Raw genomic sequence first — 17,349 nt, 5'->3', positions numbered from 1 at the left:
ACTTGTCGGCAAGTCACTTGCGGGAGCGGAAGGTCCTTCGCCAAACCCGGTAGGCCAGTGACTTTGCACGATTGCTGGCTGGCCAGCGCCCTGGCGCACGCGGGTTGATGCCCAATTTCCGCACGATCCCGTTGAAGCAGCGGGAGTCGGATTCGGCGTAACTCCATTCGCTGCGCCAGGTGATGGAAAGCGAGATGGAGCTGGCCGATCCATTGCGCACGAAATGCGGCGCCATGACAGGCACGTAAACGGCCTCTCCAGGATCGATCGCGAAGGCGGTGCCGCCGGGCAGCAAATCGTTGCTCCAAGGCAGTTCGCGCGGTCCGCCAAGGTGATAGCTTTCATGAACCTCATCGGGAGCATAGATGGGGTTGCCCGCCGGGAACTGGGTCATGACCTTGTTGCCCTTGAGCTGCAGCAAGATGTTGTGTTCCGGATCGAAATGGTAGGGCGTGACAGCGTTCGGGCTGGATATGAAGATGAAGCCCTGCGGTGTCAGCATGGTGCCGGTCGTCGCCTCTATCATGGGGCGAAGTTCTTCCAGAAGCCCCATCAGTAGAGCGTTATATTCGGGGATTTGCTCGATATTCTTGAGCACGGCCCAGCTGTTGCTGGTGGCGATATGGCGAATTGTTTCGCCGATGGTGAGGCCATTCGAACCTGGCTTTCCATCCACGCCTACCGGCAGATCTCCGCGGTTGTACTCGACGGAACGCTGCGGCAGAGCTTCCGCCAGACCGGCCAGCGCATCGAGCGCGAGGCGGTCGTCATCCTTCAAGTCATGGCGCAGGACGTGCGGTCTTTCGGGGTAATCACGTGCGAATCGAGCGTATGATTCACCCGAAAACACCCGTGTTCGGCGGGCGGTAAGCGTCTGATCGTGTGCGGTCATCGGTTGTTCTCCGACCTGCGGGCTTCGATTGATGTCAGAATGTCGCCGCCCCCCCGGCGGATCGCGCCGCCGACCGGAATGGACACGGAAACGATTTCGCGGCGATCGTCCCAGATCTGTTCGATCATGGGATGGCCGGCAGCCGCGCAGCTATCGGTCATCCCGATTTCTTCACGCTCCAGCAGGGCGAGGTTTTCTACCTGCAACAGCATTCCGGGCGACAGCTTGTAAAGATCCTCGTCGAAAGCCGTCTTGAAGCTGTGGGCGAGGGGGGGCGTGACGAAATTGCAGAGCATCGCCACCGGCTCGCCGTCGACGTGAAACGCCAGCCGCTCCAGCCTTTGCTCCCGGGCCGCGCCGTGAAGGCTTTCACGGAAAAAACAAGCGGTTTGCCGCGCGCTGACGAGCGAGGAACTTTCCTGTCCTTTCCAGCCTGCATCTTCGAGCTGGAGAAACTGGTCGATCCATTCGTCCAGACCGTCCTCCCCCGTCGCTCTGGTAAAAATCGTATGGCCGGTTTCCTCCAGCCGCCGCCGCTTGCGAGACAATTCCTTGCGGCGCTTCTTTCCGAGGATGGAGGCCAGATGAGCTTCGGGAGACAGACCATGACGAAGGCAGGCCCGGCTAACGCGATGGACAACCCGGTTAGTCCTTCGTTTCGCCTTGCAGACACGGTTTAGGGTATCGACGGCAATCCCGTCGGTGGGGAGACACGCGATATGAAGGAACAGGCTCGATCGCCAATTGCGGTCGCTCCAGTCGAGTACGGCCGACCAGAACGCTTCTGCATGATCCCCCGCAATCAACGGTTCCCCGCAGAAGCTATTCGGGTGCATCCAGTTGCCGATGTGGGGCAGAGGATGACCGTGATAGTCGCGGGCCCGGTAAAGTGGCATGAGGCCCACCAGTTCGCCACCCACGACCAGTGTCGCCAGATGAACGGTGCCGCGAGGATCGAACTGCTCGAGCGAGGGCAGGACGAACCAGTGTTCGCCAAACGGATTGGACGTGGCTGCGGACGCGGCAAGACGGCGCCACGATTGCACGAACTCCGGAGATACGCAGTCTTTCCAGGGCCGTACGGAAAGCCCGTCGGGACCAATGGCACGTGAGCCGACGCTCGCGGGTTCACCACGCCAGCCGTCTTCGATCAGGTCTTCGATCCGCGTCAATTGAAGGCGTCCCCTTGTCGGGCGATAGCATATATCGAAGCGCCTTAAACTTGCTTAATGCGCCAAACGCAAAGGGCGGCGGTACCTAGAGATACCGCCGCTCGAAGAATTTGCCTGAGGATTTTTGTCAGTTGAAATCCATCAAGCTTGGCTCAGGTGTCTTGTCGGTTTGAATATAAGCAGGATTAAACCTTTCCAGCCAAGCGTAGGCCTCCTCGATCCATTGGATATGCACGTCGTCATACGGCAAGTTATGCGTACCTTGTTCCTGCACAATGTAGCGGTAATCCTTGCCTTCGACCTTCCCTGATTTCCGAAGATTGGCGACAAGCGTTTCCGCCTGTTCCATCGGAATGCGAGCGTCCCGCTTAGCTGTTACGATCAGAATTGGCGCCCATGGCCCATCAGTATTGCGAGCGGAACTGATACCTTCAGGGTCTTCAGATGTCGCTTGGAAACCACTGCTAAAACGACCAAGGTTCTTGGAATCCCACTTGTTCATCATGGGCATATCATAGACGCCGGCGCCCGCAATTGCGCACTTCCAAAGCTCGGGGTCACGCTGCGCTCCGCGTGCGGCGGCATAGCCGCCATATGACCAACCCATTATGCACGCGCGCGTCGGATCGATGATGCCCTTCTTTCCATACTCGGTCAGTATATCGTTGAGATCATCTTGCATTCGCTTGCCGTATCCGCCCGGTTGGCGACCGATCTTGACGAATTCTTTGCCATACCCGCCGGAACCGCGATAATTCGGCTGGATCACAACATAGCCTTGCTCAGCCAAAGGCTGGTTCCAAGGTTCGGTACTGTTCGTCGCAGACAGTGCAAGAAACGGACCACCGTGCGGCATGACAATTACCGGCAAGTTTTTTTCGCCGAGTCGGTGGCGAGGATAAGTCACGACTGCCTGAATTTTGGTGCCGTCGCTCGCCGTATACCACTCCGCCTTCACCGGGTTCAGAGGTGCATCCTTCAAAGCGGTACGATCCCAGTTCAGCAACCTGAATTTTCCGCTCTTCAGATCGTACAGATAGTATCCGCCATTTCGCTCTAACCCCCCGACATAAATCACCTGCGTCATGAAATCGTTCGACCAGTCGACAATGGTCGCCTTGTCCTGACCGAAAGTTTCATCAAGAATGGTTTGTACGGTTTTCAGGTTTTCATTGGTCCATACAAGTCGCATCGTGCCATCAAAAGTGCGAACGCCGACAAGTTTGGAATCGTCCTTGCTGGGAATAATTCCCTGAACATCGAACCCTTCGGTTTCAAATGCAGTCTCAACGATTTCCATCGTTTTCATGTTCATTTTGTACACTTTGTCTACACCATCGTGATTGGAGATGGTGTAGGCCATGTCTGTGCCCGGTATGAAAAGTTCGGGCGTAGGGATGCTTCCTACCCGCGTCTCGTCCGCCTCGTTATAGACGGTTTTAAAATTCCGTTCGCCGTCCGCTTTATAAAGCATCCGAAACTTGCCGTCGTCAGGGTTGCTGTTGAAACCTGCTCTAATTTCGCCATCGCTGTCGGCGACCCACGCACGCACCACCGGATTGGTGCGCTGGACCATTTCGAACTTGCCCGTGGATACATCCACTTCGACAACCTCTGGAAATCCCCAACGTTCAGTGCTGTTGGCGACGCTGTCCCGCTGCAGCAGGTACTTGCCTTTATCATGATCGATATGAAGGATCGCGCCAGCGTCTCCCCCGGCGTCGCGCCAAGCCTGCGGGATTGATTGCCGAGTTTTTACATCGAAAGCAACGAGGCGCCGAAAGTCGGCAAGCTGTCCATACAGATTTTCGCGGCTGATAACGGTGGCCACTACATGGTCATTTCCGATCCAGCGATATTCGCTCATTGTGCGATCACCGCTTTCGCGTGCCTCATTAGCGGCGAGAATTGGCAATTCCTGCATCGTCTCGAGGTCTAACACCACGAGCATTTCACGCCCGTCCCGTCCGGCAACATAAGCTAGCTTAGTCGCATCGGGCGAGATCTTTACGCGCCCCATATTTGGCTGTTTTACAAACTCCGCCACCGGTATGCGGCCCTCAACAGTTTCCGGAACCTGAGGCGGCGACTGCTGTGCCTTCGCCTGCTGCGGAAACACGCCAAACGAAGCTGACATCGAAAGCCCCAGAGCGAGAGCGCTTGCCTTGCTCAGAACGGAAATTTTGAAAGTTTTCATTTAGATTCTGCGTCCCTGTTTGAAACTCGCGGGACGGTACCCTTGAGATCAACGCGTTCTCGTTGCGCAGATGCAGTAAAATGGGAAATGATTCCCCGCCCCTGCTTCTATAATGCAGCCGTGATGACGAACCGCAAGGAAAAACCCCACCCGGATGGTTCCGAGTGGGGTATCCTTGCTGCGTAAGACGACGAAAAATCAGCCAGTCGCGAGCGCCGCCAGCAGCAGCAGGGCAACGATATTGGTGATCTTGATCATCGGGTTTACCGCCGGGCCTGCCGTATCCTTGTAGGGATCGCCCACGGTGTCGCCGGTCACTGCAGCCTTGTGCGCTTCGCTGCCCTTGCCGCCGTGATGGCCGTCTTCGATGTACTTTTTCGCATTGTCCCATGCGCCGCCACCGGCGGTCATGGACAATGCGACGAAGATACCGCCCACGATCACCCCGAGCAGCAGTGCACCGAGCGCAGCGAAGCCGTTTTCCTGGCCAGCGATCAGCGTGATCACGTAATAGACCACGATCGGGGCCAGTACCGGCAGCATGGAAGGCACGATCATTTCCTTGATCGCCGCTTTGGTAACGAGATCGACCGTGCGGGCATAGTTCGGCTTGCTGGTGCCGGCCATGATGCCCGGATCGCCGGCGAACTGTTCACGCACGTCCTTCACCACATCGCCCGCGGCGCGGCCTACTGCGGTCATGCCCATTGCACCGAACAGGTAGGGGAGCAGCGCGCCCAGCAGCAGGCCGACGATGACGTATGGGTTCTCAAGACTGAAATCGACGTCCGCATTCGGGAAGAATTCGGCAAGATCGGTGGTGTAGGCTGCGAACAGGACCAACGCGGCGAGGCCGGCAGATCCGATAGCATAGCCCTTTGTCACCGCCTTGGTAGTATTGCCCACGGCGTCGAGCAGGTCGGTCTTTTCCCGCACACTGTCGTCGAGGCCAGCCATTTCCGCGATGCCTCCGGCATTGTCGGTGACAGGGCCATAGGCATCCAGCGCCACGACCATGCCCGCCAGGGCCAGCATGGCGGTGGCAGCATAGGCAATGCCCATGAGCCCTGCGAGCTGGAACGTGGCGATGATGCCCGCAACGATCAGGATCGTCGGCAATGCGGTCGATTCAAGGCTGATGGCCAGACCCTGGATGACATTGGTGCCGTGGCCGGTTTCCGATGCCTTGGCGATCGATTTTACCGGGCGATAGTTGGTGCCGGTATAATATTCGGTGATCCAGATGATCAGGCCGGTAATCGCAAGACCGATGAGCGAGCAGTAGAACAGCGACCAGCCGGTGAAACCGCCGATCTGTTCGGAAAGCCCCTCTTCTGCGAGATTGGTACCATCGGTTGCAGCAACGATTTCCGTTACCGTGCTGCCTCCGATGACGGTGTCCATGCCGCCAAGGGCAACATTGATTACGATCCAGATCAGCGGGATCGAGAGCAGTGCGGTGACGAGGAAGCCTTTATACATCGCGCCCATCACATTCGTGCTGCCCTTGCCGAGCTTAACGAAATAGGTTCCGATGATGCTGGTCACGATGCAGGCACCGCCGATCAGCAGCGGTAGCGCCATCATCGGCATCAGCAAATCGCCCAGTCCTTTAAGCAGCAGTGCGGTGAGAACCATGGTCGCACCGACGGTGACGACATAGGTTTCGAACAGGTCGGCCGCCATCCCGGCGCAGTCACCGACATTGTCGCCCACATTGTCGGCGATCACGGCAGGGTTGCGCGGATCGTCTTCCGGAATGCCGGCTTCCACCTTGCCGACCAGATCGGCGCCAACGTCGGCTGCCTTGGTGAAGATACCGCCGCCCAGACGCGCGAAGATGGAAATGAGCGAGGCGCCGAATGCCAGACCTACCAGGCCGTCGATCACCTCACGGCTGTTGGGCGCGTGACCACTGGGGCCCACGAGGTACCAGAAGAAAACCGCGATCGCGAGAAGGGCGAGGCCCGCCACCAGCATGCCGGTGATGGCACCGGCGCGAAACGCGATGGTGAGACCCTGCTGCAATCCGCTTTGCGCAGCGGCAGCCGTGCGGACGTTCGAGCGTACCGAGATATTCATCCCGATGAAGCCTGCAACGCCCGAAAGGATCGCGCCGATCACAAAGCCGGTTGCCGGGATAATGCCGAGGAAGATGAAGACGAGCACCGCCACGACCACACCAACAATGGCAATGGTGGTATACTGGCGCTTGAGATAGGCCTGCGCACCCTCCTGAATGGCCGCGGCGATTTCCTGCATCTTTTCGTTGCCGGCGCCGGAACTGAGCACCTGGCGGCTGGTGACGAAGCCGTACACGACGGCAAGCAGCCCCAGCGCAATTGCTATGAAAACAAGGTCCACTGAAATTTCCCCTCCCGATTGATTTTATATGCGGTCTGCGCGGGAAACGCAGAACCATCTGGGCTAGGGGTATAAGGGGCCTATGTTGCGTGACAAGGCCGAAATGCGCAGCAATCTTCGCCTGCTAGCCATGATGCGCGCAAGCGATCAATGTCGGTAGCCGAGGCCGTCTTCGGGTGTCAGCATGTCACCATCGAGGAGGAGCCCCGGCGGGCCCGAAAGGACGGTGCCGATGCGGGTGGCCCATACGGGCAATGGGTTACCGTCCGACATGGTGAAGAGCAGCTGATAATCGTCACCCCAGCGCATGCATTCCTCGCGTCGTTCGGGATCGGCTGCAGGAATGCTGCCAGCCTCGATTTCGAAGCATGTCCTGCTCGCCTGCGCCATACGCCAGCTATCGAGGAGAAGCCCGTCCGACACGTCCATCATCGCACTCACAAGGGGGGCAAGCGACTGGCCTTCCGCCAGTAGCGGCTGCGGCCGGCGATAGGCGAGATCGTTCGTACTGCCGGAGCCACGCTCCTCCATGCCCAGCATTGCACGCCCCAGAACGCCGGTGACGTAAATGGCATCACCCGCCTGCGCGCCGCGCCGGTCCGGCACGGTAGCGCTGCTGGCCTTTCCAATCGCGGTACAACCCCAGACCCGCCGTCCATCGGCCCTAACCGTATCGCCTCCCAGAAGCGGTACGTCGTAAGCTTCCAGAATTTCGCCAAGGCCCTGTGCAAACCGATCGTCATCGTCGCCCAGCATATGGGACACGAGCACGCCGACCGGTTGCGCACCTTTCGCTGCAAGGTCGGAAAGGTTCACCGCAATGAGTTTCCACGCGATATCGGCCGGGTCTTCATCCTCGCGCGCATGGACGCCCTGAACCAGCGTATCATGCGTCAGGACAAGGCGTTCGCCGCCTATTTCGATAACTGCGGCGTCATCTTCCAGCCCACGGGCTGCCGAATTATCTGCCAGCGCCTTCAGCGCAGAGATGAACCCGGCTTCGTTCAGCGTCCGGCATCCTTGGCCACAGCATCCAGGACGCCGTTGACGAACTTCGCCTCGCGGTCGTCGAAGAAGGCTTTGGCGACATCGACATATTCACTGATCGCGCTGGCCTTGGGCACATCTGGCCGGGCGATCAGTTCGTAGGTTCCGGCACGCAATATCTGCAGCATGGTCTTGTCGAGCCTTGCCAGCGTCCAGCCCTCGGCCAGCCGCGCGGTCAATTTGCCGTCGATCTCTTCGCGCCGGGCCTCGACCCCGCCGACGATGTCGTCGAAGAAGTCGACATCGGCTTCCGCATATTCCTCGTCCTCGATGACGCGGCCAAGGCGGTGCTGGTGAAATTCGTCAAGCAGCTTGGCAAGGCGCGTGCCTTCCATCTGCTGCTGGTAGAGCGCCTGAACGGCGCCGAGGCGAGCGGCGCTGCGGGCCTGGGATCTGGAATTCTGGCTCATTTCAGTCTCGTCGAAATCGATAGGGCGTGCGCGGGGAGACCTTCTGCCTCCGCCAGTTTCACCGCGGCCGGGCCGATGGCCGCAAGGGCAGCTTCGGAGGCGTCGATAAAACTGGTGCGCTTCATGAAATCAAGCACCGACAATCCGCTTGCAAAGCGGGCGCGGCGCCCAGTGGGAAGGACGTGGTTGGGCCCGGCAATATAATCGCCCACTGCCTCGGGCGTGTGTCGGCCCAAAAACACGCTGCCTGCATGGCGCATGGCGTCGAACAGGGATTGCGGTTCGTCGACCATAAGCTCGACATGTTCGGCAGCGAGGCGGTCGGACAGGGCAGGGGCTTCGTCGAGGCTATCGACCAGTACGATCAAGCCATGGGTGTCCCAGCTTGCCTTCGCAGTTTTCGCCGTCGGCAATTTCATCAGGGTGATGTCGACCGCATCCTCGACCTGACGGGCAAGGTTTTCGCTGTCGGTAATCAGGATCGATTGGCTCGTCGGGTCATGCTCCGCCTGACTCAACAGATCGGCAGCGATCCAGTCAGGGTTGTTGTTGCCATCCGCGATCACGAGAATTTCGCTCGGCCCTGCCACCATGTCGATGCCGACCACGCCATAAAGCTGGCGCTTGGCTTCTGCGACCCAGGTGTTGCCCGGTCCGGCGATAACATCGACCTTGCCGATCCGTTTCGTACCGTAGGCGAGCGCGGCCACGGCCTGTGCCCCGCCGACGCGCCAGATGTCGTCGACCCCGGCGATATGGGCAGCCGCCAGAACCAGCGGATTGACCTCGCCTTTCGGCGTGGGTGTGGTGACGACGAGGCGCTCCACCCCGGCAACCCTTGCAGGGATCGCGTTCATCAGAAGGGAAGACGGATAGGCTGCGCGGCCCCCGGGTACATATAGACCGGCGGCATCAACCGGCCGCCAGCGCGCCCCAAGGCGCATGCCGATATCATCGGTGTAGTCGCGGCCAGAAGGTAGCTGGCCTTCGTGATAGGCGCGGATGCGCGATGCGGCGAGTTCGAGCGCGTCGCGCAGATCGGCGTCGAGCGCTTCGTAGGCAGCGCGGCATTCCTCCAGCGGGATCTGCCAGTCGCTATCCCGTGTGAGGTGATGCCCATCGAAGCGGGTCGTGTATTCGACCAGCGCGCTATCGCCGCGTTCGCGCACTTCGTTGATCATCGTTGCGACATCCCGCCCGACCTGAGCGTCGCTTTCGCGCCTGTCTCGCACGACGCGATCGAATTTCTTGGGAAAATCGGCGTCGCTGGTGCGCAGAAACTGCATCAGGCGGCCTCGCGCCGGGCAGCGTCGGCGCGGAATTCCTCGACCAGCGCAGCGACGCGCGGATCGGTCTTCAAGGCGGCGCGGTTGACGATAAGTCGGGCGGAGATGTCCAGAATGCGGCTGGTTTCAACCAGGCCGTTTTCGCGCAGTGTGGTTCCGGTGGAAACGAGGTCGACGATCCGCCCCGCCAGCCCCAGTGCAGGTGCAATTTCCATCGCCCCGTTCAGCTTGACGCATTCGGCCTGGATACCCTGCCGTTCGAAATGACGGCGTGTCAGGTTTGGGTATTTGGTCGCGACACGCAGGTGGCTGGCCCCGTCGACACTGGCTGCGCCTTCCTTCGGCTCGGCAACCGACAGCCGGCAATGTCCGAAATCGAGATCGACCGGCGCATAAAGATCGGCATAATCGAACTCCTCGATCACGTCCGACCCGACGATGCCCATCTGCGCAGCGCCATGCGCGACGAAAGTCGCCACGTCGAATGCGCGCACGCGGATCAGCCGCATATCGTCGCGCGTCGTCGCGAAAGTCAGCGAGCGGTTGGCCTTGTCGTGAAAGGCATCTTCGGGCACCACGCCGGCACGCGCCATGACAGGCAGGGCCTCGTCGAGGATCCGCCCCTTGGGAACGGCGAAGGTCAGGCTGTCGTTCATGGGCTGCGCAAATAGGCAGCAGGAGGCCAAAGGGCAATGACGATCGACAAAGCGGAATATGTCGCGAGCGATCCCGAAGCTACGGGCCCGGATGCGGTTGCGCGGGCTTTCGAAAACCAAGTTGCCTATTGCCGGTCCAGCAACGCTGCCATCACGGCCACGGTATGCCAGGCCTTGCGTGACTTGATCGACACCGAACGCGGCGGTGCGGTAATGCGCCGAGCGCGACGATGGGCGGGGCCGGCGCTGGCCGATGCCCTGCCACTGAGATTGGCTGGCGGGTTGCACGCGCTTCATCTGAGCGGCGAGGAACCGCGTCTTGCGCCGATATACGAAGGGCTTGGGCCGAACAATGCGGCTGAATTGATCGCCGATACCATAGAGCGGCACGAACCATATTTGATGCCGTGGCTCGATGGGCCCCCGCAGACCAATGAGGCGGGCCGGTCTGCCGGATATGCGGCGGCATTTCTGTGGTTGGTCGATCACGGGCTTCCCGGCGAGTTCGACCTACTTGAAATTGGTTCGAGCGCGGGAATAAATCTGATGATGCGCCGTTATCGCTACGATCTGGGCGGAGTGGCTGTAGGACCGAAGTCTTCGCGTATTCACCTGACGCCGGAGTGGCGCGGCGAACCTCCGCCGGATCGCGATTTCAATATCATCGCCGCCGAAGGTTGCGATGTTGCACCGGTCGATCTGACCGATGATAGGCAGGCGCTGCGCCTCAAGGCGTTCATCTGGCCCGAATTCACCGAACGGTTCGCCCGGATGGACGCTGCAATCGCGGCGGCTAATACCTTCCCGCCCGAGGTGGCACGAATGCGCGCAGCGGATTTCCTGCGCGATCGCCTTGCCCGGCCTCAGCAGGAGGGTACGACCCGCGTCCTGATGCATTCGGTGGTCTGGCAGTATATCCCGCAAGAAGAGCGGGAAGGGATCGTGGAGATGATGGAACAGGCCGGCCAAGAGGCGGGTAAGGACAAGCCACTTGCCTGGATCAGCCTGGAAGCCAATCGCGATACGCACCGCCATGAACTGACCGTGCGATATTGGCCCGGCGGGCAGGCGTGGCATAAGCTCGCCACGGCCCACCCCCATGGATCGTGGATTGAGTGGGAGGGCTGACCACTATGCCGTACGCGTCAAGAACGTCTCCATCGCCTCGTTGACGGCGAGCGGCGCTTCCCATGGTACGAAGTGGCCGCAGTCGGGCACCTCGACCAGCGTGAAATCTTCAATGCACTCGCGCATACCTGCCGTATTTTCCGGCGGCAGGGCCAGATCGTCCTGCGCCCAGATAACCAGGGTCGGCAGGCGCAACTTGGGCAGGGCGGGGGCGGTCCAGCCTTCGGGCAATCCGAACGGCGCATCCATCGGGGGCACGTCGATCGGGCTGGCGCGATACCAGTTGAGCATGGCAAAGGCGGCATCACGGTCCTGCCAGTCCTCCAGCAGCATCGCGCGTTCTTCCGGCTCCATCCGGTCGGGCGCATCCCATTTGATTTCCTGCATCAGGATCCCCCCCAGCCCGTGTTCGCGCACCAGCGCGTCGTTCGCCGGATCGCGGAAACCACGCATGTACTGGCTGGCTTCGCGCTGAACCTTGCTGGTGTAGAGCAGCTTCTGGAAGACCTGCGGATGCGGTGCGTTGGCGATTACCGCGCGGGTCACGCGGCCCGTATCCTGGCCGGCCAGTGCTACACCCCATGCGATCGCGCCGCCCCAGTCATGCCCGACGATGGTGAAGTCCCTAACGCCCAGCGCAGCGGCCAGCAGGAAGATGTCGCCTACCAGCTTGTCGGGCGAATAGTCGGCCACCGCCTGCGGCTTGGACGATCCGCGATAGCCGCGCTGGTCCGGCGCGATGCAGCGGAAGCGGTCGGAAAAATGCGCGATCTGATGGCGCCAGGTGCGGTGGCTCTCGGGAAAGCCGTGCAGGAAGATCAGCACCGGCGCGTCGCGAGGCCCTTCATCGACCACATCGAGTTCGATTCCATTGCCCAGCGCAATCCGCTTCTGTTCCAGCCCCATGGTCACTCCTCCGCTTTCATCTTCTCCATGTAACCGGCGGCAACCATGCCCGCGACCTGATCGAGCAACTGGTCGGGCGTGCGGCGCAATTCGCCCATCGCTTCTTCCCTGCCTTCCGCCACGATGATTTCTCGCTGGTTCGCCTCGACTGCGCTGACGATGCGACTGGCCGCTTCGGCCGGATCGATGCCGTTATCGATCACCTTGTCGCTGCGCCCGCGCTTGCTGCCATCCGCGGTCAGCGCATTGCGGCTCACGTCGGTGGCGACGGAACCCGGGCAGACCACGTGGACCGAAATGCCCGATTGCGACAGTTCGGCGCGCAGAGCATCGGCATAGCCGACCAGCCCGAACTTTGCCGCGCAATAGGCGGTACGCATGGGCACGCCGACCTTGCCCGCAATGGAACTGATGAACAGCAGGTGCCCGCTGCCACGCGCGGTTACATGCGGCAGCAGCGCCTGTGTTGCCGCGATCTGCGCGGTCAGGTCGATATCGATGATCTCGCGATAGACGCTCATGTCCGTGTCGACGGCTGCACTGCGCTGCGACACGCCGGCGTTGGCCACGAAAATGTCCACGCCCTTCCAGGCGATTGCGCGCTCTGTCGCGGCCTGCATCGCCGTATCGTCGCGCACGTCGAAAGGCAGGACCAGGGATTCGTTCTGCAACGTGCCTGCGACATCGGCCAGTCTCGCTTCATCCCGGCCCGACAGAATGATATTGGCGCCCCGGCTTGCCCATTCACGTGCCAGCGCTGCACCGATGCCGCTGCTGGCGCCCGTAATCCAGGCGGTCTTGCCTTCGAAGCTCATCATATCCCCCTTATGGATAGGTCACCGTCTTGGGCGCGCCGTCAGGCAAGGGAATGAATTCCCCGTCTTCGCCCGGCACCGTGCCGAAACGCCCTTCGCGCCAGTCGTCCTTGGCCTGGTTGATGCGTTCGCGGCTTGAACTGACGAAGTTCCACCAGGCGTGGCGCTTGGTGGTGAACGCCTCGCCGCCCATCAGCATGACGCGCGCGCCGCTCCTGCTCTCCAGAGTCATTTCGCGGCCCGGCTGCAACACGGCAAGCTGGTATAACGTCAGCGCGTGCCCATCGACCGACGCTTCGCCGCCGACCAGCATCACCGCGCGTTCGTCGGCATCTTCCTCCAGCGGGATCATGCCGCCTGGCTCCAGAATGATTTCGGCGTAGATCGTGTCGGCATGCGTCGTGGTCGGCGCACGTTCGCCCCACAATTCTCCCATGATAACGATGGCCTTGGCATGTCCGTCCTCGATTACCGGCAGATCGGTCACCGCTTCGAAAGCCGGATCGATTTCCTCGCGCCCGTCCGGCAGGGCGAGCCATGTCTGCATGCCATAAAGCCTGGGGCCGGCCTTGCGCTCCGCTTCGGGGGAACGTTCGGAATGAACGATACCCTTGCCGGCCGTCATCAGATTGACCTGACCCGGGCGGATCGTGGCAAAGCTGCCGATGCTGTCACGGTGGTCGATGGCGCCTTCAAACAGCCAGGTCACCGTGGCGAGATTGATATGCGGGTGGGGCCGGACATCCATTCCCGAACCCAGATCGAGCTGCGCCGGGCCGAACTGGTCGACGAAGATGAACGGACCCACCATGCTGCGGGTCTTGGCCGGCAAGACCCGTCGAACTTCGAACTGGCCCAGATCGTGAGTGGTCGGGGTTAGGGTCTGCTCGAAATTGCTCATGCCGGGTCGAGGTCCTCGTAATGACGGAAGATACCGTCTTCGTTGAATGCGATACGCCGATCGCTTGCCAGATAAGCTGCAATCCCTTCGATAGTCGAGACTGCATTGCTGCAGGCTATCAGACGGGGGTAGTCGCTCTCCACCGCAGCCATCCGATTGGGGAACGCATAACGCAGCCCTGCAACCAGCTGAAATAACGATGTGTCGACATGCGACCACTTCGTGCCGGCAACGAACGGACCGTCGCAAATGCCGAGGGCGGTCTCGAAATGATCGAAGAATTTGGGAATGCGCTCCTCACGAAATGCCTCGGCAGCCCTGATCGCCGCATCCTTCTGATCGTCGAAATACAGGCCGCCTGCAATCGGATGGTGCACATTGTGCACCTCGGCCACCATGTCGGAAATGGTCAGCTGCAGCTGGATCAGATGAAGGTCCTTCGACCCGTCACCCGCGCCCAGACCGTGGCGATCGGTCAGCCAGGTGACGATATGGGCGACCTGCGCGATCCCAAACCCGCTCTCCCGTTCGACCAGATAGGGCGGCGCATAAGGTGCAAATTCATCTGACTTGCTGCGTCGTTCCATATCGTCGACCAGAGCTTCGACGCCATCGTCTCGTGCGCGGTCGCGATAGGTAATCCCCGCCGCTTCCATCAACAGGCGAACGAATTTTCCGCGGCCCTGGATAGAGGGCCAGTACCACAGATCGTAGTCGGCCCCGCTCACGTTACCGGGGCCGAGGCCTGAATGGCGAGGGCATGGACACGTTCACCGGGAATGTCGCCCAGAGCGCGGTTGACCATGCGCTGGCGTTCGAGGCGGGACTTGTCGGCGAAGGCGGGCGCTTCGATGACCACGGTAAAATGCGATTCGCCGCTACCATCGTCTCCGGCATGGCCGGAATGCTTTGCGCTGTCGTTGATTACCTCAAGCCGCGTGGGGCTGAAGGCTTCTTTCAGAAGGTCTTCCATTTCCTGCTGGACTGATCCTGCCACGGGTTCGAATCTCCTTTTCGGGGGTTTCCTTAGCGCACTTCGCTCCCCATCCTAGAACGAATGCGCCAGACAAAGTTTCACGGACGATACGAAGACACCGGGCGGGTATGCGCCCATCCATCCTGCGAAGAACCGGGCGAATTCCGCGCTCCGGGCGGCGGAGGGCATGGTTTCGACGGACCGGGTGAATGGCGCTGGCTGTGCCTTGAGCATGTGCGCGAGTTCAATGCGGGCTACGATTGGTTCGAAGGGATGAGCGCCGAAGAAATCTACAACGCACAGGCCCCTGGGGCGGGCTGGCGGACCGAAAGTCCCAGTTTTCGTCCAACCGCGGGCGTCGATGGGATGCCGCGCTGGTCCGATTTCGACGATCCGCTGGAAGCCATCTCCGCGCGCGCTGCTGGCATCAAGAGCCGTGCCCGGCGCGAGGCAGAAATGGCGATGGACGGCCGCTTCAGTCGCGAAGAGGCAGAAGCGCTGGAAACGATGGGTCTGGGTCTGAACACGGATCGGCGGCGTCTGCGCCGTCGGTATTCGGAACTGGTGCGCCGCTATCACCCGGACCGCAATGGCGGGGATCGGCAATACGAAAGCCGGCTTGGCCGCGTGGTGGAAGCGTACCAACTGCTGCGCAAATCGCGCGCTATCGCATAGGTTGCAGGTCTCTCAGCGCCCCAGCGACCGGGCGAGTTCCACGAATTCCGCGACCGTTACCGTCTCTGCTCTGCGCTGCGGATCGATGCCCAGTTTTTCCAGCGCCTCGACCGCGCCCGGTACGCATTTCAAACTCTGACGCAGCATTTTGCGGCGCTGGCCGAACGCGGCTTCGGTCAGACGCTCCAGCATGCGCGCGCTCACCCCTTCGGGCATGGCGGTGGGTTCGACATGCACGATCGCGCTCATCACCTTCGGCGGCGGGGTAAAGGCGCTGCGATGGACCTTCATCGCCAGCTTTGCCGTACTGCGCCACTGGGCCAGCACGGCAAGGCGGCCGTAAGCAGAACCGCCTGGCTCGGCCGCAATCCGCTGGGCGACCTCCTGCTGGAACATCAGTGTGAGGCTGGTCCACAGGGGCGGCCAATGTTCCCCGCCCAACCAGCGTACGAACAGCGCAGTGCCCACATTATAAGGCAGGTTCGACAGGACGGCGAAAGGCTCGCCTCCCATCAACTCCGCATGATCCAGCTTCAGCGCATCGCCTTCGATCACGCGCAGCTGTCCCGGAAACGCCTCGCCCAGTTCGGCAAGCGCGGGCAGGCAACGACGATCCATCTCGATCGCCGTGACGCGGGCGCCGGCACGCAGCAAGGCGCGGGTCAGCCCTCCGGGGCCCGGCCCGACTTCCAGCACCTGCTTGCCTGAAAGGTCGCCGGGAACGGCCGCGATCCGGTCGAGAAGATGCTCGTCGAAGAGGAAATTCTGCCCCAAGGCCTTGGACGCAGAAAGTCCGTGGCGGGCGATCACCTCGCGAAGGGGGGGGAGAGCGGTCATGCGCTAAATCCGCTCTGCTGAGCTCGTGGAAGCATAGCCGGGACGCTTGCCCCATCCTGCCGCCTTCGACAAGCTCAGCCTGCGAGCGCATGCTTCCTGCGGGCGGCGATTTCACCGGCCATCTTCATGGCCGCGATCATCGCGCCCGGCTCGGCCAGGCCGCGACCGGCAATATCGAAAGCGGTGCCATGGTCGGGGCTGGTGCGCACGATCGGCAGGCCGAGCGTGACATTGACCCCCTCGTCGAAATCCAGCGCCTTCAGCGGCACCAGGGCCTGATCGTGGTACATGGCCAGCGCCGCGTCAAATGTCTGGCGCGCACGGAGCGTGAACAACGCATCCGCCGGATGAGGGCCGGTGATGGCGATACCTTCTGCCACCAGCGTTTCGATGGCCGGCGCGATTATGCGCGCTTCTTCGTCCCCGAAGCGGCCGTTTTCGCCCGCATGCGGATTGAGGCCGCACACGGCGATCCGAGGGTCTGCAATCCCGAAATCATGGGCCAGTGCCGCAGCCACGATCCGGGCGCGGCGCGTGATGAGTTCCTGCGACAGCCGTCCGGGCACATCCGCCAGCGCGCAATGGACGGTCAGCGGAGCTGCGCGAAGGCTCGGACCGGCCAGCATCATCACGGCTTCATCCGGAGCCAGTCCGCAGACTTCTGCCAGAAATTCGGTCTGTCCGGGATATTCGAAACCGACCTTGGCCAGTTGCGCCTTGCCGATGGGAGCTGTCACCAGACCGGCGGACGCACCCAGCAGGCAGTATCGCGTCGCTTCGGCGAGTGAATGCAGCGCCAGCGCGGCACCAGGCTCGTCGGGTTTTCCCGGCGTGGCAGCCACATCTTCGGTACCAAGAACGGGTATCGCCCGGTTGAAGACAAGGGCCGTCTTCGCAGGATCCGAAATGACTTCGATTTCGACAGCGAGGCCACGCCTTCGGGCTGCCTCGGCCAGTACGCTTGCACCCCCGACCACGAAAAAGGGCGCGATGCCAGATTCCTGACGCCGCGCCCAGCTTTCCGCTATGATCTCAGGCCCGATCCCCGCCGGATCGCCAAGGGAAACGGCGAGGGGAGCCATGATCG

17 protein-coding genes are annotated in these 17,349 nt (G+C 61.3%); 2 read left to right on the top strand and 15 right to left on the bottom strand.

The genetic code is table 11. The features are described from left to right. Nucleotides 1-13: 13 nt before the first annotated feature. The 8 genes from K3177_RS07405 to hisG form a co-directional block, all read right to left on the bottom strand. The gene (locus tag K3177_RS07405; protein ID WP_221597739.1) at nucleotides 14-892 is read right to left on the bottom strand and encodes a cupin-like domain-containing protein; all 879 of its coding nucleotides are present in this window, start codon (nucleotides 890-892) and stop codon (nucleotides 14-16) included. Next, nucleotides 889-2,064 carry a GNAT family N-acetyltransferase gene (locus tag K3177_RS07400; RefSeq protein WP_221597738.1) on the bottom strand — a complete coding sequence of 392 codons (1,176 nt, stop codon included), beginning with the start codon at nucleotides 2,062-2,064 and terminating at the stop codon, nucleotides 889-891. The genes K3177_RS07405 and K3177_RS07400 overlap by 4 nt, the downstream gene beginning before the upstream one ends. A gap of 127 nt (nucleotides 2,065-2,191) precedes the next feature. Further along, nucleotides 2,192-4,261, bottom strand: coding sequence for an alpha/beta hydrolase family protein (locus K3177_RS07395; RefSeq protein WP_221597737.1), 2,070 nt, complete (start codon nucleotides 4,259-4,261; stop codon nucleotides 2,192-2,194). A 198-nt stretch (nucleotides 4,262-4,459) separates the two neighbouring features. Continuing rightward, the gene (locus K3177_RS07390; RefSeq protein ID WP_221597736.1) at nucleotides 4,460-6,625 is read right to left on the bottom strand and encodes a sodium-translocating pyrophosphatase; all 2,166 of its coding nucleotides are present in this window, start codon (nucleotides 6,623-6,625) and stop codon (nucleotides 4,460-4,462) included. A 147-nt stretch (nucleotides 6,626-6,772) separates the two neighbouring features. Next, nucleotides 6,773-7,606, bottom strand: a complete 834-nt coding sequence (gene thiL, locus K3177_RS07385; protein ID WP_221598099.1) for a thiamine-phosphate kinase — start codon at nucleotides 7,604-7,606, stop codon at nucleotides 6,773-6,775. Nucleotides 7,607-7,629: 23 nt separating this feature from the next. Then, on the bottom strand, nucleotides 7,630-8,082 hold the full coding sequence (gene nusB, locus K3177_RS07380) for a transcription antitermination factor NusB (RefSeq protein WP_103024864.1): 453 nt from the start codon (nucleotides 8,080-8,082) through the stop codon (nucleotides 7,630-7,632). Then, nucleotides 8,079-9,368 carry a histidinol dehydrogenase gene (gene hisD / locus K3177_RS07375; RefSeq protein ID WP_221597735.1) on the bottom strand — a complete coding sequence of 430 codons (1,290 nt, stop codon included), beginning with the start codon at nucleotides 9,366-9,368 and terminating at the stop codon, nucleotides 8,079-8,081. The genes nusB and hisD overlap by 4 nt, the downstream gene beginning before the upstream one ends. Continuing rightward, on the bottom strand, nucleotides 9,368-10,024 hold the full coding sequence (gene hisG, locus K3177_RS07370; protein WP_196846545.1) for an ATP phosphoribosyltransferase: 657 nt from the start codon (nucleotides 10,022-10,024) through the stop codon (nucleotides 9,368-9,370). Before hisG ends, hisD begins: the two co-directional genes overlap by 1 nt. A gap of 36 nt (nucleotides 10,025-10,060) precedes the next feature. On the opposite strand from hisG, the gene K3177_RS07365 reads away from it, so the two are divergent. Continuing rightward, nucleotides 10,061-11,152 carry a DUF2332 domain-containing protein gene (locus K3177_RS07365; RefSeq protein ID WP_221597734.1) on the top strand — a complete coding sequence of 364 codons (1,092 nt, stop codon included), beginning with the start codon at nucleotides 10,061-10,063 and terminating at the stop codon, nucleotides 11,150-11,152. 3 nt (nucleotides 11,153-11,155) lie between these two features. On the opposite strand, the gene K3177_RS07360 is transcribed toward K3177_RS07365, so the two are convergent. From K3177_RS07360 to K3177_RS07340, 5 genes are read right to left on the bottom strand one after another with little or no spacing between them, the layout of a single operon-like run. Further along, nucleotides 11,156-12,058 (bottom strand): alpha/beta fold hydrolase, encoded by a 903-nt coding sequence (locus K3177_RS07360; protein WP_221597733.1) that lies wholly within the window; start codon nucleotides 12,056-12,058, stop codon nucleotides 11,156-11,158. 2 nt (nucleotides 12,059-12,060) lie between these two features. Then, nucleotides 12,061-12,873 (bottom strand): SDR family NAD(P)-dependent oxidoreductase, encoded by an 813-nt coding sequence (locus K3177_RS07355; protein ID WP_196848134.1) that lies wholly within the window; start codon nucleotides 12,871-12,873, stop codon nucleotides 12,061-12,063. A 10-nt stretch (nucleotides 12,874-12,883) separates the two neighbouring features. Then, nucleotides 12,884-13,774, bottom strand: a complete 891-nt coding sequence (locus K3177_RS07350; RefSeq protein ID WP_196846542.1) for a pirin family protein — start codon at nucleotides 13,772-13,774, stop codon at nucleotides 12,884-12,886. Further along, nucleotides 13,771-14,502, bottom strand: a complete 732-nt coding sequence (locus K3177_RS07345) for a glutathione S-transferase (protein WP_345725371.1) — start codon at nucleotides 14,500-14,502, stop codon at nucleotides 13,771-13,773. Before K3177_RS07345 ends, K3177_RS07350 begins: the two co-directional genes overlap by 4 nt. Next, on the bottom strand, nucleotides 14,499-14,747 hold the full coding sequence (locus tag K3177_RS07340; protein WP_196848132.1) for a BolA family protein: 249 nt from the start codon (nucleotides 14,745-14,747) through the stop codon (nucleotides 14,499-14,501). Before K3177_RS07340 ends, K3177_RS07345 begins: the two co-directional genes overlap by 4 nt. Nucleotides 14,748-14,831: 84 nt before the next feature. On the opposite strand from K3177_RS07340, the gene K3177_RS07335 reads away from it, so the two are divergent. Continuing rightward, the gene (locus K3177_RS07335; protein WP_196846541.1) at nucleotides 14,832-15,425 is read left to right on the top strand and encodes a DnaJ domain-containing protein; all 594 of its coding nucleotides are present in this window, start codon (nucleotides 14,832-14,834) and stop codon (nucleotides 15,423-15,425) included. 12 nt (nucleotides 15,426-15,437) lie between these two features. Here K3177_RS07335 and rsmA read toward each other — a convergent pair whose 3' ends face one another. Then, a complete protein-coding gene (gene rsmA / locus K3177_RS07330) occupies nucleotides 15,438-16,262 on the bottom strand; it encodes a 16S rRNA (adenine(1518)-N(6)/adenine(1519)-N(6))-dimethyltransferase RsmA (RefSeq protein WP_196846540.1) in 825 nt (274 codons plus the stop codon). 74 nt (nucleotides 16,263-16,336) lie between these two features. Next, nucleotides 16,337-17,344 (bottom strand): 4-hydroxythreonine-4-phosphate dehydrogenase PdxA, encoded by a 1,008-nt coding sequence (pdxA, locus tag K3177_RS07325; RefSeq protein WP_221597732.1) that lies wholly within the window; start codon nucleotides 17,342-17,344, stop codon nucleotides 16,337-16,339. Nucleotides 17,345-17,349 lie beyond the last annotated feature (5 nt).

The sequence above is a fragment of the Qipengyuania pacifica genome (assembly GCF_019711555.1).
Taxonomy (GTDB): Bacteria; Pseudomonadota; Alphaproteobacteria; order Sphingomonadales; family Sphingomonadaceae; genus Qipengyuania; species Qipengyuania pacifica.
This window is presented reverse-complemented; position numbering and strand designations above follow the sequence as displayed.